A 19586-nucleotide genomic window follows, 5' to 3' on the forward strand; every position below is an offset into this window, starting at 1 on the left:
GGGGGATCACGGCCACTGGCATGGCTCCAGCAGCACGCTGGCAGCCAGTGCCTGGACGCGGTTGGCATCGACTTCGCGCGCGGGCGCGGCCTGCAGCCAGGCCAGCGCACTGGCCGTGGACAGGCGTGCGGTGTCCGCCAGATCCAGTCCGCGCAGCCGCGCGGCCACCATGCCCGCGACCATGGCATCGCCCGCGCCCACGGAGCTGCCGCGCGCGCGCTGCGGCGGCCGCGCAATCACCGCACCTTGCGCGCTGGCAAACAGCGCGCCCTCCTCGCCCATGGACACCACGGCCAGCCCCAGCCCCCTGTCCAGCAGGCGGCGCGCGGCGGCCAGCAGCGCGTCGCGGCCGTCCAGGCGCTGGCCTGTGGCGGCCTGCAACTCCTCCCGGTTGGGCTTGATGGCCCAGGGCATGGCCGCATGGGGGGCCGTCGCCAGGGCGGCGGCCAGGGGGGCCTCGCTGGTGTCCAGCAGCACATCGGCACCGGCGGCCACGGCCTGGGCCTGGAGCCGGGCCCAGCTGTCCGCAGGCAGGCCGGCCGGCAGGCTGCCCGACAGCACCACGGCCAGGCCGGGCCGCAGATACCGGGCCAGCGCGGACATGACGGCGTGCAGATGCGCTTCGGCCAACATCAGGCCCGGCAGGTTGATGTCCGTGGTCTGGCGTCCGCCATCGGCCACCAGCTTGATGTTGGTGCGCGTCTGGCCCGGCACGCGCAGGCAGGCGTCGGCAATGCCGCGCTGGGCGAACAAGGCCTCGAACATGCCGGCGTTGTCACTGCCCAGCACGCCCAGCGCGGCCGTGGAAACGCCCAGGCCCGCCAAGGCGGCGGCGACATTGATGCCCTTGCCGCCCGGCGCCTGCATGCTGCCCAATGCGCGCTGCACCTGGCCGGGCAGCAGCGCATCCAGGGTCACGAGCTGGTCTATGGCCGGGTTCAGGGTCACGGTGATGGCTTGCGGGGCGTTCATGCCGTCACCTCCTTGGCCAGTGCCCGCACCTGCGCGGCATCCTCGCAGCCGAGCGCCCTGTCTGCGAGCGCCTGCAGCTGCCGCAGGCTGGCCGCGCGCAGGCCGGCCTTGACACCGGCGATGTCGTTGGGCGTCATGGACAGCTCGCCCACCCCCAGCCCGGCCAGCAGCAGCGCGCCGAACGGGTCGCCAGCCAGTCCGCCACAGACGCCCACGGGGCGCGCGCAGGTGGCAGCGCCCTGCACGGTGGCGCGCACCATCCGCAGCACGGCCGGATGCAGGCTGTCCGCCTCGGCCGCCAGCTGCGGGTTCTGGCGGTCCATGGCCAGCACGTACTGGGTCAGGTCGTTGGTTCCTATGGAGAAGAAATCGGCATGGCGGGCCAGTGCGTCGGCCTGCACGGCGGCGGCGGGCACCTCGATCATGATGCCCAGCGGCAGGACCGGGGCGTCCAGTTCGGCGCGCAGCCGTTCGCAGGCCGTGCGCAGCGCCAGCAGTTCCTGCACGCTGGTGACCATGGGAAACATCACGGACAGCCTTGCGCCATCGCGGGCCGCCCGGTACAGGGCGCGCATCTGGGGCTCCAGCAGGTCGGGGCGGCGCAGCAGCAGCCGCGCGCCGCGCACGCCCAGGAAGGGGTTGTCCTCGCGCGGCAGCTCCAGGTGGGCGACCTGCTTGTCGCCGCCGATGTCCAGCGCGCGAACGATCAGCGGCCGGCCCTCCAGCGCCTGCGCCATGGCGCGGTAGGTTTCGTACTGCTCGTCCTCGCCGGGCGTGCTGCCGCGCTCCAGGAACAGGAATTCCGTGCGCATCAGGCCCACGCCCTCGGCGCCCTGGGACAGGGCCAGCGGCACCTGCTCGGGCAGGTTGACGTTGGCGCAGACTTCGATGCGCACGCCATCGGTGGTGATGGCAGGCAGGCTGCGCTGCGCGGACACGCGTTCCTGCAGCGCCCGCTGCTCGGCCATGTGGGCACGCGCCGAAGCCAGGTCCTGCTCCGAAGGATCAAGGTAGATGCGGCCATTGGCGCCATCGACGATGGCCAGAGTCCCATCGGCCATGCCCAGCACGCCGCCGCCTGCCGCCACGGCGGCCGGCAGCCCCAGCGTGCGCGCGAGTATGGCCGTGTGCGAGGTGGGACTGCCCTGCGCCGTGACCAGCGCGGCCACGCGCGCCGTGTCCAGCTGGGCGGTTTCCGAGGGCGAAAGATCGGCCGCGACCAGGATGCAGCCGCCTTCCGGCAGGCCCTCCGGTCCCGCCGCTGCCAGCGAGGGCTGCAGTTGCACCAGCACGCGCCGGCCCACGTCGCGCAGATCGGCGGCACGCGCGGCCAGCGCGGGGTTGTCCAGCGCCTGGAGACGGGCAGCGCCCTCCTCCACGGCCTGGTCCCAGGCCCAGGCCACGCCGTGGCCCTGGACCATGAACTGGCAGGCGCGCGTGATGAGTCCGGTGTCGCCCAGCCACTCGGCCTGCGCGCTGAAGATGGCCGCATCGCCTTCGCCCAGGCGGCGGCGGGTGTCGTCATGCAGGGCACGCAGCTGGCCCTGCGTCTCGGCCAGCGCCGCATGCAGCCGCGCGCCGCCCACGCTGAGTGGCTCGGGCAGGTCGGGGATCTCGGCGGCCTCCACACGCCACTGGTGGATGCGGGCCACAGCCAGCCCCGGGCTCGCGCCCAGGCCCACAAAGGCAGGCCGCGCCAGCGGCGGCAGCCAGCCCGTGGCGGGCGATTCGGCCGCCTTGCGCGCAGCGGCGTCGGCATCGGCACGTTCCTGGGCCACCAGGGCCTGGGCCACGGCACACAGGCGCTGGACCGCGGCACTGGCATCGGGCCCCTCTGCCGAGACGGTGACCTTGTCGCCTTCGCGCAGTCCCAGGTGCAGCAGGCTGGCCATCTGCCGCGCATCGGCCACCTCGCCGCCATGGCGCACCTGGATGCGCGAGGCAAAGCCGCGCGCCGCCTCCGCCCAGCGCGTGGCAGGCCGCGCATGCAGGCCGTTGGGATAGGCAATGGTCCATTCGCGCGCCTCGGCCAGGTCCACTGCCGCCGGGCGGGCGGCAGGCGGCGCCGGGTCCGCTTGCCCCTGGAGTACATCAATGACCTGCTGCGCATCGCCCGTGGTGAACAGCGCCTGCAGCCGGGGTGTCTGCAGCAGGCCGGCCAGGCGGCGCAGCAAGGTGATGTGGGCATCGGAGCGTGCCGCCACCGCCACGACCAGATGCACGTTCTGGCCTGCATTCCAATCCAGGCCCTCGCGCACCTGGAGCACGGCCACCGCGTCGCGCAGCACCAGGGCCCGGTCTTCGGCGCGGCCGTGGGGAATGGCCACGCCGTGGCCCAGAAAGGTTTCGGCCTGGGCCTCGCGCGCCTGCATGCCGGTGGCATAGCCAGGGGCCACGCAGCCACGGTCCTGGAGCAGCCGGGCCGCCTGGGCAATGGCGTCGGCCTTGTCGCGCACCCTGGCGTCCAGGCGCACGGCGATCTGCAGGCCCGCAGGAGCGGTGGGTGCAACCGCCGGGAGGGATGAATGGGCATTGATCATGGCGCGGATTGTGGGAACGTTCCCAACCATCAGTCAATCTGCACTGCAACATAACCCGGCCATAATCCGGCCATAACTCGGCATTTCTTTGGAGTTATCCTCTGCGGTACACCACAACCAACGGGAACGATTGCATTGAGCATCAGCATCAACGATGTGGCCCGTGCGGCCGGGGTTTCCAAATCGACGGTGTCGCGCGCGCTGGCGGGCGGCTCGGTCAGCGAGGAGGTCCGGGCGCGGGTCGCGGCCGCCGTGCAGGCCACGGGCTACCGGCCCAATCTGATGGCGCGTCGGCTGCGCGCGCGCGACGCTGGCCCCATGGGCGTGCTGGTGGCCGACATACGCAACCCGTTTTTCACGGCCCTGATCCGCGCGGTCGAGGCCGAGGCCTATCGCCAGGGCCGGCGCGTGCTGTTGTGCAATACCGACGAAGACCCGCAGCGCGAAGCCATGTACCTGCAGCTCATGCAGGAAGAGCGCATCGCGGGGCTGATCTTTGCGCCCACCCAGGCCAGCCTGCACAAGCTCGAGCGCATGCAGCTGGAGTTCCCCGTCGTCCTGGTGGACCGGGCGGGCGCCCCGGCCTGCCATGACAGCGTGGTGCTGGACAACGCCCAGGCCTGCGCCACCCTGGTCAGGCATCTGGTGGACCAGGGCCGCCGCCGCATTGCCGGCGTCTTCGGCAGCACCAGCAGCACGGCGCGCGAGCGCTGCGACGGCTATCTGGCCGCCATGCGCGATGCGGGCCTGGCGCCCGACTTGCGCCAGTTGCCCCCGACCAGCGATGCCGCCGAGGCCGAGGTCGCGCAATGGCTGCGCCAGCCGCAGCGGCCCGATGCCTTCGTGGCCAGCAACAGCCTGCTGCTGGAAGGCTGCCTGCGCGCGATACGCGCCGCAGGCCTGCGCATCCCGGGCGATGTGGCGCTTGCCGGTTTCGACAACGAGCGCTGGACAGAACTGGTGGCCCCCGCCATCACCGTGATCGAGCAGCCGGTGGAGGCCATGGGCCGCGCCGCATTCGGCCTGCTCATGGAGCGGCTGCACACGCCCGATCTGCCGCTGCGCAAGGTGATCATGCAGGGGCGCTGCATCGTGCGCGAGTCCACCCAGGCGGCGGGCTGAGGCGCTGCGCCGGGGCGGGGATCACGCAGGGATCTGCAACTGGCGCACGGCGTCGTCCACGCTCCAGCCCGCATAGCTGGCGTGCGGCAAGGCCGGATTGCCCACGCGCGCCAGCAGGTCGCGCACGGGGTCCTTGACGCGTGCCAGGGCCAGCGGCACGCCCAGTTGCCGCAACTGGGCCGCGAAGTCGCACAGCGCCTCGACACTGGTGGCATCCAGATCGGCCGAATCTTCCAGGCTCAGCACCACGCCGCGGGGCGAAGGCAGGGATTGAAGGCGCTCCCGGATGGCCGCAAACACGGGGTCGGCATTGCCGAAGAACAGCGGCGCCTCGGGCCGCGCGATCAGCAGGCCGGCCGGCACCACCGCGTCGGGGTGGCGTGCGGCATCGACAAAGTCATGCGTGTCCCCCAGCCTGCCCAGCCAGCTCACATGCGAGCGCGACAGCGTTTGCAGCAGCATGAGCAGGCTGGCCGCAATGGCCAGCAGCAACCCGTCGAGCACGCCCAGCGCCAGCACGGCAAAGAAGGCCAGCACCACGATCAACCGATCCCGCCGCCAGGCGAAGTAAGGGCGCAGCGCGGCAGGGTTCAGCGTGTGGCCCACGGCATGGATGACGATGGCGGCCAGCAGCGGCTGCGGCGTGCGCTCTATCCAGGGCAGCAGCAGCCAGACGGCCAGGCCCACCACGGCGCAGGCGACCAGGCCTGCAGCGCGGCTTTGCGCGCCCGCCACCTCGTTGGCCGAGGTGGCCGAGTAGCCCGCGCCCACGGGCATGCCATGGAACACACTCGACAGCAGGTTGGCCGCGCCCAGCGCCATCAGGTCGCGGTTGGCATCGACGCGGTCGCCGTGGCGCAGCGCAAAGGTACGGATGGAGCCATAGGACTCGGCATAGAGGATGAGCGCCATCGCAAAGGCCAGTTCGCCCAGGCGCAGCCATTCGGCGCGCGACAGCGAGGGAATGCCGGGGTTGGAGAAATCCAGCCGTATCGGCCCCACGGCCGCAATGCCCCAGCGCGCGCACCAGCCGCCCGCATCCAGCGCAATGCCGGCCGCAATCACCAGCAAGGCCGCAGGCAGGGCACGCCAGCGGGCCAGCACACGCATCAGCAGCAACGCCGCAACGGCCATGGCCAGGCCAGCTCCATTCCAGTGCCGCCAGCCTGCCAGCAGCTCCCAGACAAAGCGCGGCAGATCGCCATGCATGGGCTGGAAGGCGACGGCATGCGGGATCTGCTTGACCACGATGGTCAACGCCAGCCCCAGCGCAAAACCGCGCAGCACGGGCTTGGCAATGAAATTGGAGACCGCGCCCAGCCGCGCCAGCCCCGCCACCACGAAGAACAGGCCCGTCAGCAGCACGATGCCCACGCCCAGCAGCATGCGCTGCTGCGGCGAGGTGCCGGCCATGGACGCCGTGGCCGCCAGCAGCACGGCGGCAGAGGAGGATGTGGCCGAGACGATGGCGAAGCGGCTGCTCCCCAGCAGGCCATAGGCCAGCAGCCCGGCGAACAGCGCAATCACCCCGGCCTGCGGCGGCAGGCCGGCGATGCCGGAATAGGCCACGGCCTCGGGCAGAAGCAGGCCGGCGATGGACAGGCCGGCGCCCCAATCGGCCAAGGCAGGCAGGCCAGGCGCACGCATCAGGATTGCGGGGCAACGACGCCGGACCAGCCCGGCAGGTAGCGCGCCTCGGCGCCGTGCGCCAGGTCCAGGGCCTCATGCAGGGCCTGATCGGGCAAGGCGACATCGCTCTTGCCACTGCGCAGGTCCTTGGGTGCAAAGCGCGTGCGGAAAAAATCCGCCCAGAGGAATTCGACGAAAGGCGCCGTGTCCTTGGCATAGCCACCGGCCTTGCGCACGGCGCCGGCCAGGCTGCGGTAGGGGTCGTCGCGCAGGCGGTCCAGCTGCTCGGGCATCTTGGCCCAGTCGCATCGGCGGCCGCGCTCGTCATATGGATGGGCCCATTGGTGGAACTCCATCAGGCGCCAGAACATCAGCGGATCGGCCTCGCTGAAATCGGCCAGCTGCATGACCCAGACCTGCTCCACGGACTCCTGCGTCAGCGCCAGCCCCAGGTGGTGGTGGTCAACGATGTAGTGCAGGCCACGCGGCCCCAGCACGGCCGGAAACCAGTGTGAGGCCAGAAGGCCTTCGCGCTCCTTGCGCCTGAGGCGGCCCCACTGGGCGCGCTTGGTCTGCACTTCGGCGGCGCCGATGGTCATCTGCGTGGGACGCAGTGCGTCCAGCGGAACCCGGGTCAGATGCTGCTGTGCTCTCATCGTCCAACCTCCGTTGCATCAAACGTACGGACCCGGCGGGCTGCCCGGTCCGGCATCCAGAATACGCCTTCGGAGTTACAAATGGTCGCAACAACGGACTTGCACCCATAATCGCTCACAATTTTGTCCCGTTGACCTCATGAACCAGCCCCAACATCCCATCGTCCATGGCACGGAAGACGTGCTGATCAGCCTCTGCAACTCCGTCTCGCGCGTGCTCCAGGTGGCCACGCAGTGCCAGATCCAGTATTCGGGCATGGTGCAACGCATCACCAAGACCAGCCTCAAGCCCGACATCGGCTGCTTTGTCCTGGTGGACGGCGGCTTCTCGGGCCTGGTGATCATCAACTTCTCGGCCGCCGCCGCCATGGAGCTGTACCGCAGCTACATGCTGAGCATGGGCATGGGTGAAGAGGACCTTGCCAGCTCCTACACCTCCGACGATGTCAGCAACGTCATGGGCGAGCTGATGAACCAGGTGGTGGGCGACTTCACCAGCAAGGTCCAGCGCGAACTGCAGACCTACATCACCCAGAGCCAGCCCAAGATGATCCGCCTGAACAAGCAGGTCAACCTCAGCGTGGACGCCAACCTCGACTCCCCCGAGGCGCGCCGCGTGACCTTCTACACGGGCAACAACAACATCTTCTATCTCGAACTGGCCATGGACCGCACCGAGTTCATCAAGGTCGTGGACTTCGAGCCCCAGGAGCGCCCCGATCCCGATGCGCTCATGGCCCAGACCGCCGCCAGCGCCCCGGCCGCAGCGCCCGCGCCGGCCGCCAGCACCGACACCGACGAACTGCTCAAGTCGCTGGGCATGTAACTGCCGGCACGCGGCTCCGGCATACAGCCCCGGCACACAGCCCGGCGTACGGCCCCGGCACTGCGGGCAAGACCCTGATGCATGCGGATGTATCAGGGCGGCCCCGCAAACGACATCGTTGATATACAGATAATTGGGATGCCAACTATTTGAATATCACCCGATGTCGTCCCCTTTCGCCCCCTCACCGCCCACGCAGGCCGACCCCGCCGCCGTGCAAAGGCATTTCATGTTCACGCTGGGGCAGGTGAACAAACAGTGGCGCCGCACGCTGGACCGGCTGCTGGCACCCATGGGATTGACCCAGGCACTGTGGATGCCGCTGATGCACCTGGCGCGCTCGCCCGAGGCCATGCGCCAGAAGGATCTGGCCCACTCCCTGGCGCTGGACAGCTCCTCCGTCGTGCGCTTGGTGGACGGCCTGGCCGCCCAGGGCTGGATAGAACGCGTGGACGACAGCGACCGCCGCGTCAGGAAAATCCAGCTCACGCCAGCCGGCCATGCCCAGGTAGAAGCCGTGCAGGGCCTGCTGCAGCAGGCCCGCGCCCAGGTGCTGGGCGCCGTGCCGCCCGAGGAACTGGGCGCGGCCTATGCCACGCTGCAGCGCCTGCTGGAGGCCATGGCCGCCGAGCCCGCCTGCGACACGGACCTGCCCGACGAGCAGGCTGCCTGAGATGGCGGCCGAGCACTCTTCGCTATCACCCGCCCAGGGCCATACAGCGGCCAGCCGCAAGGCGCCGCTGTGGCTGCTGGTGATCGTGACCATCGTCGGCACGCTGGCCATGCACATGTTCCTGCCCGCCCTGCCCGATGCGGCACGCCAGCTCCAGGCCGGTGCCAGCCAGATGCAGCTGACCATCACGGTCTACATCCTGGGCCTGGGCGTGGGCCAGCTGATCTATGGCCCGCTGTCGGACAGCCTGGGGCGCCGCCCCATGCTGCTGGCCGGGCTCATCCTCTATGCGCTGGCCAGCCTGGCGGCCTTTCTCGCCCCGTCCGCCCCCTGGCTGATCGGCGCGCGGCTGCTCCAGGCGCTGGGCGGCTGCGCGGGCCTGGCCCTGGGCCGCGCCATTGCGCGCGATTCAAGCACGCCTGAGAACGCCGTGGGCAGCCTGGCGCTGCTCAACCTGATGATGATGATCGGTCCCGGCATCGCGCCGGCCATCGGCTCGGCCATCGACGACGCCCTGGGCTGGCGCGCCATCTTCGGCACGCTGGCCGTGGTCGGCGGCGTGACGGCCTTCGCCATCTGGAAACTGCTGCCCGAAACCGGCCAGCCCACGGGCCGCCTGCACCTGGGCACCATCCGCGACGACTACCGCAGCCTGCTGCGCTCCCCTGCCTTCGTGGGCTTTGCCGTGGGCGGCGGCTGCGCCACCACGTCCATCTATGCCTTCCTGGCGGCAGCGCCCTTCGTCTTCATCGAGCAACTGCATTCCACCAAGCATGAGGTGGCCATCTACCTGGGCCTGCTCATGGGCGGCATGGCCGTGGGCAATGCGCTGGCCCGCCAGCTGATACGCCACTGGCCCCTGGAGCGGCTGATGCTCAACGGCAATCTGCTGAGCCTGGCCAGCGCGGCCATGCTGCTGTTGCTGGCCCTGTTCAACCAGCTCACGCCGGCCATCGTGGTGGGGCTCATGGTGCTGTTCGCGCTGGGCTCGGGCCTGACCAGCCCTGCGGCGCTGGCCAGCGCGCTCAGTGTGCATCCGCGCCTCACGGGCTCGGCCGCCGGGGTCTACGGCAGTACCCAGATGGCCGTGGGCGGCCTGTGCACGCTGGGCGCCAGCCTGGGCAGCAACCCGGCGCTGTCGGCAGCGCTGGCCCTGGTGGTGGCCTGCGTGCTGGGGCAACTGGGCTTTCGCAGCGCGCTGCGCCACGCGCAGCGTGCGCCCGGCTGAGGGGCGCCCCGGCGAGGGCCGCCCCGGCTGAGGGCCACAGTCGCCCAGGCGACGGTCCGGCCGCATGCGGGCCCGAGGCGCGCAGGCCCTCGATTACATTGGCGCAGCCGTGGCCAGCCGCCACGGCCCACAGGAGACAAAAAACATGCGCCAACTTTCCTTTTCCATCGTCCTGCGCCAGGCCGCCTTCGGCACGCTGGCGGCCGCCGCGCTGCTGGCCGGCCCGGCCGCCCATGCCGGCTCCATCGAGGCCGCCGAGTTCAAGAGCGCCACGCTGCAGCGCAGCTGGACCTACAACGTCTACCTGCCCACGGGCTACGACGCCCAGTCCAGGCTGCGCTACCCCGTCATGTACCTGCTGCACGGCAATGACGGACAGCGCAACGACTGGCCCGTCAAGGGCAACCTGCTGCGCACGGTGGACCAGCTGATCCAGAACGGGGAGATCCCGCCCGCCATCATCGTCATGCCCGACGCGGGAACGACCTGGTACGTGGACCTCAAGGAGCCCATGGAGACGGCCTTCTTCCAGGACCTCGTCCCCCATGTCGAGAAGAAGTACCGCACCCTCACCAGCCGCGATGGCCGCGTGATCGGCGGCCTGTCCATGGGCGGCTATGGCGCGCTGCGCTACGTGCTCAAGTACCCCGAGAAATTCCAGGCCGCCGCCCTGCTGAGCCCCGCCATCTACAACCCCGAGCCGCCCGCCGATTCCTCGGCACGCTCGGTCAAGGTCTTTGCCGAACCCAATACGGGCGGCCAGTACAGCACCACGGTCTGGAAGAGCTACAACTACCCTGTGCTGTGGGACAGCTTTCTCGCCCGCAAGATCAGCGTGCCCATGTACATCAACTCGGGCGACGACGATGAATTCATGATCGAGTCCGACGCCGCCCAGCTCTACGCCCAGCTGCGCAGGAACAAGCAGCCTGCCGAGCTGCGCATCGTCAACGGCAAGCATGAATGGCCGGTCTGGGAAAGCACCATCGGCGACGCGCTCAAGTACGTGTTCCGCACCGTGCGCCGCCCGCAGGCGGACAACTGAGGCAGGCCAGGCGGTGAAGAAAAAAGGGGAGCCGGCCGGCTCCCCTTTTTGATTGCATCAGCAGGTCTTACAGATTGCCGACCATCTTGGCAGGGATCACCCAGGCGTCGAACTGTTCGCCGGTCAGGTGGCCGGAAGCCACGGCGGCTTCACGCAGGCTGGAGCCTTCCTTGTGCGCCTTCTTGGCGATGTAGGCCGCCTTGTCGTAGCCGATGTGCGGGTTCAGCGCCGTCACCAGCATCAGCGAGCGCTGCACCAGTTCGGTGATGCGCTCGCGGTTGGGCTCGATGCCCACGGCGCAGTGGTCGTTGAAGCTCCTCATGCCATCGGCCAGCAGGCGCACGCTCTGCAGGAAGTTGTGCGAGACCATGGGGCGGAACACGTTCAGCTCGAAGTTGCCCGAGGCGCCGCCGAAATTGATCGCCACGTCGTTGCCGAAGACCTGGGCCGCCAGCATGGTCACGGCTTCGCTCTGCGTGGGGTTGACCTTGCCGGGCATGATGGACGAGCCGGGCTCGTTCTCGGGGATGGAGATCTCCCCCAGCCCGCTGCGCGGGCCGGAGGCCAGCCAGCGCACGTCGTTGGCGATCTTCATCATGCTGGCGGCCAGCGTCTTGAGCGCGCCGTGGGCGTGGACCAGGCCGTCGCACGAGGCCAGGGCCTCGAACTTGCTGGGCGCCGTCACGAACGGGTAGCCGGTGAGCTGGGACAGCTCGGCCGCCACGCCCTCGGCATAGCCCTTGGGCGCATTCAGGCCCGTGCCCACGGCCGTGCCGCCCAGCGCCAGCTCGTACAGGTGCGGCAGCGCGGCGCGCACATGCTTTTCGCCATGGGCCAGCTGGGCTACCCAGCCCGAGATTTCCTGGCCCAGCGTCAGCGGCGTGGCGTCCTGCAGATGGGTGCGGCCGATCTTGACGATGTCGGCATAGGCCTCGCTCTTGGCCTGCAGCGTATTGCGCAGCAGGGCAATGGCGGGCAGCAGCTTTTGCTCGATGGCCGTGACGGCAGCCACGTGCATGGCCGTCGGGAACACGTCGTTGCTCGACTGGCTCTTGTTCACGTCGTCATTGGGGTGGACCAGGCGCGACTCGCCGCGCTCGCCACCGAGGATTTCGCTGGCGCGGTTGGCCAGCACCTCGTTGACGTTCATGTTGGTCTGCGTGCCCGAGCCGGTCTGCCAGACCACCAGCGGGAACTCGTCCGGGTGCTTGCCGGCGATCACCTCGTCGGCGGCGGCCAGGATGGCCTGGGTCTTCTTCTCGTCCAGCAGGCCCAGCTTGTGGTTGACGGTGGCCGAGGCCTTCTTGACCTGGGCCAGCGCGTGGATGATCTCGCGCGGCTGCTGCTCTCCGCTGATGTCGAAGTTCTGCAGCGAACGCTGCGTCTGCGCACCCCAGAGCTTGTCTGCGGGGACGGCTATGGGTCCGAAAGTGTCTTTTTCCTGGCGGGTCGCGGTCATTGGTATGGACTCCTTGGTGAAAACAACGCGGCGCAGTTGGCTGGAGGCAGGTCGGCGGGCCGCGCAGGACGTGGCTCGGGGATATCTGGCTGGCAGGGCCGCAATGGCAAAAACCCGCTCATGGTAACTCCGTAAATGGGAACCTCTCGCATCCGTCCCCCACCGAGGTGTCGCCGAGGCGGGCTTGTCCAGGCAAACCCCTCGACTCTTGTACAAGACTGCGCCCATTGCGTGCACTTTTCCCCCTGCAGCGCCGATAATCGCCCCCGGGATTCCCCTCCCCCTGTTCCCCCGATCAAAAAAGACACCCCACCGATGACCACCACGATCCGCCAGCAGGACCTGATCGATTCGATCGCAGGCGCCCTGCAGTACATCAGCTACTACCACCCCGCCGACTACATCGCCCACCTGGCCCGCGCCTACGAACGCGAGCAGAGCCCGGCGGCCAAGGACGCGATGGCCCAGATCCTGACCAACTCCAAGATGTCGGCCACCGGCCACCGCCCGATCTGCCAGGACACCGGCATCGTCAACGTGTTCCTGAAGGTGGGCATGGACGTGCGCTGGGAAGGCTTCACGGGCGGCCTGGAAGACGCCATCAACGAAGGCGTACGCCGCGGCTACAACCATCCCGAGAACACGCTGCGTGCCTCGGTCGTGGCCGATCCGCTGTTCGCGCGCAAGAACACCAAGGACAACACGCCTGCCGTCATCAACGTGCAGATCGTGCCCGGCGACAAGCTGGACGTGACCGTGGCGGCCAAGGGCGGCGGCTCGGAGAACAAGTCCAAGATGATCATGATGAACCCCAGCGACAACCTGGTGGACTGGGTGCTCAAGACCGTTCCGACCATGGGCGCGGGCTGGTGCCCGCCGGGCATGCTGGGCATCGGCATCGGTGGCACCGCCGAGAAGGCCGTGCTGCTGGCCAAGGAAAGCCTGATGGAAGACCTGGACATGTACGAGCTGCAGGCCAAGGCCGCGCGCGGAGAAAAGCTCGACCAGGTCGAGGAACTGCGCCTGGAGCTGTACGAGAAGGTCAACGCCCTGGGCATCGGCGCGCAAGGCCTGGGCGGCCTGGCCACCGTGCTGGACATCAAGATCAAGATGTACCCCACGCACGCGGCCTCCAAGCCCGTGGCCATGATCCCCAACTGCGCGGCCACGCGCCACGCGCACTTCGTGATGGACGGCTCCGGCGCGGTCTACATGGACGCACCCTCGCTGGACCTGTGGCCCAAGATCGACTGGGAGCCTGACTACAACAAGTCGCGCCGCGTGGACCTCAACGCCCTGACCAAGGAAGAAGTGGCCAGCTGGAAGCCCGGCGACACCCTGCTGCTCAACGGCAAGATGCTCACGGGCCGCGATGCCGCCCACAAGCGCATCCAGGACATGCTGGCCAAGGGCGAGAAGCTGCCCGTGGACTTCACCAACCGCGTGATCTACTACGTCGGCCCGGTGGACCCGGTCAAGGACGAAGCCGTGGGCCCCGCAGGCCCCACGACGGCCACCCGTATGGACAAGTTCACCGACATGATGCTGGAGCAGACCGGCCTGATCGCCATGATCGGCAAGGCCGAGCGCGGCCCGGTGGCCATCGAGTCCATCAAGAACCACAAGTCGGCCTACCTGATGGCCGTGGGCGGCGCCGCCTACCTGGTGTCCAAGGCCATCAAGAACGCCAAGGTCGTGGGCTTCGAGGACCTGGGCATGGAAGCCATCTACGAATTCGACGTGGTGGACATGCCCGTGACCGTGGCCGTGGATGCCGGCGGCACCAGCGCCCACATCACGGGCCCGGCCGAATGGCAAAAGCGCATCGCATCCGGCGAGTTCAAGACCATTGAGATCGCCTCGGCCTGAAGCCGGCGCCAAGCGCAAAGGGACCGCCTTCGGGCGGTCTTTTCATTGGTGCGGGCATTTGTGACAGACTGCCCGCTGCCTGCAACACAGCCCATTCAACATGACCATCGCGCTCGTCCTCATCGCCCTGCTGGCCGTGACCAGTCTGGCCTGGCGCCTGTCCTCCCGCCGCCATGTCCTGCCCTGCCCGTCCTGGCTGCGCTGGATGGTCGAGCTTAACAACCCATTCGCGGCCAGCAACAAGGCCGCCTTCATCGTCGGGCAACTGCAGATCCAGCCAGGCATGAAGGTGCTGGATGCCGGCTGCGGCCCGGGCCGCGTCACCCTGCCATTGGCGCGTGCCGTTGGCGCGCAGGGACAGGTGCTGGCCGTGGACCTGCAGCCGGCCATGCTCGAACAGGTGGCGGCCAAGGCACGCGCCCAGGGGCTGGAGAATGTGCGCACCCAGGCGGCTGCGCTGGGCCAGGGGCAGCTCGCAGCCGAGCAGCACGACCGCGCCGTGATGGCCGCCGTACTGGGAGAGATCCCGGACCGCCAGGCCGCGCTGGCCGACGTGTTCCAGAGCCTGCGCCCCGGCGGCCTGCTGGCCGTGGCCGAGCTGGTCTTCGACCCGCATTTCCAGCGCCGCACCAGCGTGGAAAAGCTGGCAGGCGAGGCAGGCTTCATCCCCCACTCCTTCCACGGCCATGCAGCCGCGTATCTGCTGGTGTTGCAGCGCCCTCTCCAACCATGACCACCACACATTCCCCTGTAGCAACCCTGCGGACACCGCGCCTGATACTGCGCCAGTGGCGGACCGGCGACCGACAGCCCTTTGCCGCGCTGAATGCCGACCCACAGGTCATGGAGCACTTTCCGGCACTGCTCAGCCGTGAACAAAGCGATGCCATGGCAGACAGGATCCAGGCACTGATCGAGGAACGCGGCTGGGGCTTCTGGGCGGCAGAGCATCTTGCCAGCGGCGAGTTCATGGGCTTCATCGGGCTGCATACTCCCGCCGCGTCTTTGCCGTTCTCGCCCTGCGTGGAAATCGGCTGGCGGCTCGCCCGGCCTTTCTGGGGCCAGGGCCTGGCCAGCGAAGGCGCACGGGCGGCGCTGGAGCACGGCTTCGGCGCGTTGCATCTGGAGTCCATCGTCTCGTTCACCGCGCTGTCCAACCTGCGTTCGCAGGCCGTGATGCAGCGCCTGGGCATGGAGCGCGACGCCCATGACTTCGACCATCCGGAGGTGCCGGCAGGCCATGCGCTGCGCAGGCATTGCCTGTATCGCCTGACACATGCCCAATGGCTGCAGCAGCAAGCCATGGCCGCAGCATGAACGCGCCCGAGCGGGCATACTGGGCGCCGCCTCCAAAAGCCTTTATCCGCATCTCCACATGACCTCCCCGGCCTCTCCCATCGGCGTCTTCGACAGCGGCATCGGCGGCCTCAGCGTCCTGCAGGCGCTGCGCCATGAACTGCCGCATGAGCGCTTCGTCTACCTGGCCGACAGCGGCAATGCACCCTATGGCGATGCGCGTGGCGATGCCTTCGTTCAGCAGCGCACGCGCACCATTGCGCGCCATCTGCGCGAGCAGCACCAGATAAAGGTGCTGGTGATCGCCTGCAACACAGCCACGGCAGCGGCCGTGGACATGCTGCGCGCCGAAATGCCCGAACTGCCCCTGATCGGCGTGGAGCCCGCCATCAAGCCCGCTTCGCTGTCGAGCCAGACTGGCCACGTGGGCGTGATCGCCACACGCGGCACGGTGAGCAGCGCACGCTTTGCACGCCTGGTGGCCGACCATGGCCAGCGCGTGCAATTCCATGTCCAGCCCTGCGACGGACTGGCCAAGGCCATCGAGGAAAGCACGGAGCAACCCGTTCCCGCCGATCCCATGGCCACCGAGGTCGCGCAACTATGCGCCAAGTATGTGAATGCCCTGGGCAGCTTCGGACAGAAGACGGGCGAGATGGATTCGCTGGTGCTGGGCTGCACCCACTACATATTCGCCCGCGAGCAGTTGCGCACGCTGCTGGGGCCGGACATCCAGTTCATCGACACAGGTGCCCCGGTAGCCCGCCAGACGCGGCGCGTACTGGACCGACTGGGCACCCTGGCCAGCGAATCAGGCCCCTTGCCCGCGGCAGAGGGCCAGGTCCAGTTGATGACAACGGGATCGCTGCAGGCCCTGCAATCGGCCGCATCGCGCTGGCTGGAGCTGCCCGCGCAATGCTGCTCGTCCGTTCAGGTCGGAGAATCCAGCGCCGTCCCAGCGGCCGCTTGAATCAGGGCTGCGCCTGCCACAGGCGCCGGCCCGAGTGGTCCATCCAGCTCAGGTACAGGCGCAGCTCGAACTCCAGCTGATGGTAGTCGGGCTCCATGTGGGTGCACAGCTGGTAGAAAGCCTTGTCGTGGTCGGGCTCGCGCAGATGGGCCAGCTCGTGGACGACGATCATGCGCAAGAAAGCCTCGGGCGCCTGCTTGAACAGTGCGCCGATGCGGATCTCATGCCGGGCATTGAGGCGGCTTCCCTGCACCACGGTGCGGCGCGTGTGCAGGCCCAGGGCGTTGTGGACCACATGGATGCGGCCGTCGTAGGCCACCTTGTTCAGCGTGCCGGCATTGCGCATGTGCCGGCCCTTGAGGCCATCCACGTAGTCATAGAGGCTCTTGTCCGTGCGCACGGCATGGGCCTCGGGATGCTTGCGCAGCAGCCAGACCTCGGCCTTGTCATCGGCCAGCCAGCCACGCACCTGTGACTGCAGCGCGGCCGGGTAGGCGGACAGGTAGGGAAGCGGCAGCGCGCCACCGGCCACCTCGCGCCGCTGCTCGCGCTGGCGGCGCACGGTCTCGGTGACTGCTCCGGAATACTTGGGCGTGCTGGCCTGTGCCGCCATGGCTGTACGCTGCGCGGGGCAGCGCCTTGCGCTCAATGCAGGTGGCGGGGGCGGCGGTTGCCGCCGTGGCCCGAACCCGATCCGCCCATGCCGCGCGGCGGCTTGCCGATCTCCAGCGAGCTGACCAGGGCGTCGAAGCGCTGGGAGAACAGCTTGTCGATCTCCTGCACCACGCCACCCAGCTCGGAGCCGTCGAAATGGCGCTCCATCAGGTTGACCACGTCCTGCACCAGCAGATCGCGCTGCACCTGCATGATGGCCGCGGGCGTCGGACCAACGAAGAGCATGACGAAGTCGTCGCGCGACTCGGCCTCTTCGGACTCCTCTTCCTCGTCGAACTCGGTGTCGTAGAAGGTCACCTCGATGGCCGCGCCCTGCTCGGCCAGCTCGTTGATGCCCATGCACATGTCGTCCAGCGACTGGCGGAAATCCTCGTCACCACGCACGGTCCAGCACACCTGGAGCAGGCGCTCCTTGGTATCGAACTGGATGCCTGGCTCTTCCTCATAGACGCTGCCAGCGCCATCGGCCAGGGAACGGGCCCCCGCATACTTCCACAGCGGACCCAGCGCTTCCTGCAACTGCTCGTAGGTCGTGTCGGGGCGCAGCAGCACTTGGCCGTGCACGTGGATTTCAAATGGAGCGTTGTAATTCGACATGTTCTCGTCTGGGATGAGTTTGGCCACACCTGTCACGCCGCACCATGTGCCACGATCAATGTCAACGGAACGCATGCAGGCATCGCCATCACTGTCTGCCCGAGCCGCGCCATCCAGGCAAGCAGCCCGGGGCCTGATGAATGGATTCTCGCACGTTATGCCAACGGGCAAGGTCTTGGCAACGCATGGACACGGTGCAGCGCAGCAAGCGGGCAGGACCGTCGATGCACGTTGCGGCCTGACGCCTGAATTTGCGGAACAGCAGGCGCCTTGGCTGCTTCAATCCGCTACCGTATAGATAGCAAAAATGCCTAGTACGTATTGGGTTGTGGTGCCCCGAGCCGGGATCGAACCGGCACGCCCCTGTTCGGAAGCGGCGGATTTTAAGTCCGCAGTGTCTACCAATTTCACCATCGGGGCCCTGCACCGCAGCGTCACAGGTCAGCGCGAACTGCTCACACCTGCAACTGCAGCACCAACGAAAAAGGGAAGCGTTACCGCTTCCCTTTTTTCTGAATTGGAGCGGGAAAACGGGTTCGAACCGTCGACCTCAACCTTGGCAAGGTTGCGCTCTACCAACTGAGCTATTCCCGCGTATCTGTAAAGCTGTGCGCTTCACAGAGCAGACTTGAATTCTAGCGCAGATTTTTGGCGCTTCGGAAGAAGCCCGCAAAAAATCTGCATCAAGGCAGATCGCAGCCCGCCTTGCACCTTGCGGCGGCAGGCTGCTTCACCGTCGACGCCTACTTGCCGTCGATGCGATCCTGCATGCGCTTGGCCCGCTGTTCGGACGGCGGATGGGAGCTCAGGATGGAGCTGCCGCCGCTGCCAGCGCTGAGCTTGGCCAGCTTCTGGAACGATGTGACCAGCCCCTGGCGGCTCATCTTCTTTTCCGTGAGCAGATCGAAGGAGTAGTCATCAGCCGCCGATTCCTGCGACTGCGAGAACTGGGCATTGATGAACTTTTCACCCAGATCACCCGCCTGCGAACGCGACAGCGAGGCCAGCGCCGAATTGCCGCTATTGGCCGCAATAGAGCGTGCAGCCGAAGCCGCATAGGCCGTCTGCATGCGCTTCTTGCTGTGACCCAGTGCCACGTGCCCGATTTCATGGCCAATCACGCCACGCAGCTCGTCATCGTTCATCAGATCCATCAGGCCGCTGTAGACACGGATGCAGCCATTGGCCATGGCCCAGGCATTCACGTCCTGCGTCATATAGACCTTGTAGACAGCCTTCTTCCCATTGACAGCCTGCGGCATGCCGGCAATCACCTTGTTCAACCGCAGCGTGTACTTGCTCTTTGCATCTGCCACCTTGTTCTGGGCATCCATGGCTGCGCAGGAATCATTGGACAGCGTGACCACGTCGTCATCCGTGAGCGTCATGGCCTTCATGGCCGTGGAGCCCGAATCCAGCAACCCGCCCACATCGGCAGACTCCATGGTTTTACAGCCCGCCAGCACCACGCCGCTGGCAACAATCGCCGTCAATAGCTTGATCTTCATAATCCCTCCCGATAAATGAAGCGCGCATCATATCCACGACCCGCCAATTCAATCTACCGGCAATGACAACCCATTTGCAATTTCTTGCAATTCATCAATGGACAAGCAATGCCAAATTTCAACGACGACTGTCCATTCAAAACAAATGGAAACAATTAAATTCACCAAATCAGCAATGGATGACCAAAACAGGCATGCAGCCATGCTGTCGATGCACAGAGCGTGAAGCATCGCCATGGCACTGAATCGGAAGAGAAGAAGATGAGCCAGCCAAGTCGAGGCCGCTGCGGAGACATGGCATCAAGGACGAGCAACAATCCGTGATGCAGAAAAAGAAAAAGGCCCCGAAGGGCCTTTTGAACACTGTGTCTGCAATGAATTTTTGGAGGCGCGAACCAGAGTCGAACTGGTCTAACCGGATTTGCAATCCGGGGCATAACCGCTTTGCTATCGCGCCAAGATCACTATCAAACATGCAGCATTGCTGCAGTTTTTAAAACTGGAGCGGGAAAACGGGTTCG

18 protein-coding genes and 3 tRNA genes are annotated in these 19586 nt (G+C 67.4%); 9 read left to right on the forward strand and 12 right to left on the reverse strand.

All coding sequences use genetic code 11. The features are described from left to right. Positions 1 to 6: 6 nt before the first annotated feature. Together KDK82_RS14800 and ptsP are read right to left on the reverse strand one after the other, a co-directional pair. On the reverse strand, positions 7 to 972 hold the full coding sequence (locus tag KDK82_RS14800) for a 1-phosphofructokinase family hexose kinase (RefSeq protein ID WP_088165312.1): 966 nt from the start codon (positions 970 to 972) through the stop codon (positions 7 to 9). Continuing rightward, positions 969 to 3512 (reverse strand): phosphoenolpyruvate--protein phosphotransferase, encoded by a 2544-nt coding sequence (ptsP, locus tag KDK82_RS14805; protein WP_088165313.1) that lies wholly within the window; start codon positions 3510 to 3512, stop codon positions 969 to 971. The genes KDK82_RS14800 and ptsP overlap by 4 nt, the downstream gene beginning before the upstream one ends. 135 nt (positions 3513 to 3647) lie before the next feature. Between ptsP and KDK82_RS14810 the strand changes: the two genes are divergently transcribed. After that, complete coding sequence (locus tag KDK82_RS14810; RefSeq protein ID WP_088165314.1) at positions 3648 to 4634, forward strand: LacI family DNA-binding transcriptional regulator; 987 nt, start codon at positions 3648 to 3650, stop codon at positions 4632 to 4634. 21 nt (positions 4635 to 4655) lie between these two features. Here the strand turns inward: KDK82_RS14810 and KDK82_RS14815 are convergent, their stop codons facing one another. Together KDK82_RS14815 and KDK82_RS14820 are read right to left on the reverse strand one after the other, a co-directional pair. Beyond that, complete coding sequence (locus KDK82_RS14815; protein WP_088165315.1) at positions 4656 to 6281, reverse strand: SulP family inorganic anion transporter; 1626 nt, start codon at positions 6279 to 6281, stop codon at positions 4656 to 4658. After that, positions 6281 to 6919, reverse strand: a complete 639-nt coding sequence (locus KDK82_RS14820) for a ParB-like protein (protein ID WP_088165316.1) — start codon at positions 6917 to 6919, stop codon at positions 6281 to 6283. The genes KDK82_RS14815 and KDK82_RS14820 overlap by 1 nt, the downstream gene beginning before the upstream one ends. Before the next feature lie 139 nt (positions 6920 to 7058). Between KDK82_RS14820 and KDK82_RS14825 the strand changes: the two genes are divergently transcribed. From KDK82_RS14825 to KDK82_RS14840, 4 genes are all read left to right on the forward strand, one after another. Further along, positions 7059 to 7745 carry a DUF3334 family protein gene (locus KDK82_RS14825; protein ID WP_088165317.1) on the forward strand — a complete coding sequence of 229 codons (687 nt, stop codon included), beginning with the start codon at positions 7059 to 7061 and terminating at the stop codon, positions 7743 to 7745. 163 nt (positions 7746 to 7908) lie between these two features. Further along, positions 7909 to 8418, forward strand: a complete 510-nt coding sequence (locus KDK82_RS14830) for a MarR family winged helix-turn-helix transcriptional regulator (protein ID WP_088165318.1) — start codon at positions 7909 to 7911, stop codon at positions 8416 to 8418. A 1-nt stretch (position 8419) separates the two neighbouring features. Next, the gene (locus KDK82_RS14835; protein ID WP_088165319.1) at positions 8420 to 9646 is read left to right on the forward strand and encodes a multidrug effflux MFS transporter; all 1227 of its coding nucleotides are present in this window, start codon (positions 8420 to 8422) and stop codon (positions 9644 to 9646) included. A 145-nt stretch (positions 9647 to 9791) separates the two neighbouring features. Next, positions 9792 to 10691, forward strand: a complete 900-nt coding sequence (locus KDK82_RS14840) for an alpha/beta hydrolase family protein (RefSeq protein WP_088165541.1) — start codon at positions 9792 to 9794, stop codon at positions 10689 to 10691. 67 nt (positions 10692 to 10758) lie between these two features. Here KDK82_RS14840 and fumC read toward each other — a convergent pair whose 3' ends face one another. After that, positions 10759 to 12150 carry a class II fumarate hydratase gene (gene fumC / locus KDK82_RS14845; protein WP_088165320.1) on the reverse strand — a complete coding sequence of 464 codons (1392 nt, stop codon included), beginning with the start codon at positions 12148 to 12150 and terminating at the stop codon, positions 10759 to 10761. 315 nt (positions 12151 to 12465) lie between these two features. Between fumC and KDK82_RS14850 the strand changes: the two genes are divergently transcribed. The 4 genes from KDK82_RS14850 (at position 12466) to murI (ending at position 16285) form a co-directional block, all read left to right on the forward strand. Then, positions 12466 to 14019 (forward strand): fumarate hydratase, encoded by a 1554-nt coding sequence (locus KDK82_RS14850; RefSeq protein ID WP_034391754.1) that lies wholly within the window; start codon positions 12466 to 12468, stop codon positions 14017 to 14019. 100 nt (positions 14020 to 14119) lie between these two features. Next, positions 14120 to 14752, forward strand: coding sequence for a class I SAM-dependent methyltransferase (locus KDK82_RS14855; protein ID WP_088165321.1), 633 nt, complete (start codon positions 14120 to 14122; stop codon positions 14750 to 14752). Beyond that, positions 14749 to 15336 carry a GNAT family N-acetyltransferase gene (locus KDK82_RS14860; RefSeq protein ID WP_088165322.1) on the forward strand — a complete coding sequence of 196 codons (588 nt, stop codon included), beginning with the start codon at positions 14749 to 14751 and terminating at the stop codon, positions 15334 to 15336. Before KDK82_RS14855 ends, KDK82_RS14860 begins: the two co-directional genes overlap by 4 nt. 58 nt (positions 15337 to 15394) lie before the next feature. Further along, a complete protein-coding gene (gene murI / locus KDK82_RS14865) occupies positions 15395 to 16285 on the forward strand; it encodes a glutamate racemase (RefSeq protein WP_088165323.1) in 891 nt (296 codons plus the stop codon). Between the two features lies 1 nt (position 16286). Here murI and KDK82_RS14870 read toward each other — a convergent pair whose 3' ends face one another. The 7 genes from KDK82_RS14870 to KDK82_RS14895 form a co-directional block, all read right to left on the reverse strand. Beyond that, entirely contained in the window at positions 16287 to 16898 is a 612-nt protein-coding gene (locus KDK82_RS14870; protein ID WP_088165324.1) for a M48 family metallopeptidase, read from the reverse strand. Positions 16899 to 16930: 32 nt separating this feature from the next. Then, positions 16931 to 17557 (reverse strand): DUF6806 family protein, encoded by a 627-nt coding sequence (locus KDK82_RS14875; protein WP_013803265.1) that lies wholly within the window; start codon positions 17555 to 17557, stop codon positions 16931 to 16933. 329 nt (positions 17558 to 17886) lie between these two features. After that, positions 17887 to 17977, reverse strand: a tRNA-Leu gene (locus KDK82_RS14880). A gap of 98 nt (positions 17978 to 18075) precedes the next feature. After that, positions 18076 to 18151: transfer RNA gene (locus KDK82_RS14885), tRNA-Gly, on the reverse strand. 149 nt (positions 18152 to 18300) lie between these two features. After that, positions 18301 to 19065, reverse strand: coding sequence for a M48 family metalloprotease (locus tag KDK82_RS14890; RefSeq protein WP_043824220.1), 765 nt, complete (start codon positions 19063 to 19065; stop codon positions 18301 to 18303). Positions 19066 to 19113: 48 nt separating this feature from the next. After that, positions 19114 to 19302: a hypothetical protein gene (locus KDK82_RS32090; protein WP_143343468.1), complete on the reverse strand. Its 189-nt coding sequence runs from the start codon at positions 19300 to 19302 to the stop codon at positions 19114 to 19116. 146 nt (positions 19303 to 19448) lie between these two features. Further along, positions 19449 to 19522, reverse strand: a tRNA-Cys gene (locus KDK82_RS14895). Positions 19523 to 19586 lie beyond the last annotated feature (64 nt).

The organism is Delftia sp. K82, from assembly GCF_002193035.1.
Lineage (GTDB): Bacteria > Pseudomonadota > Gammaproteobacteria > Burkholderiales > Burkholderiaceae_C > Comamonas > Comamonas acidovorans.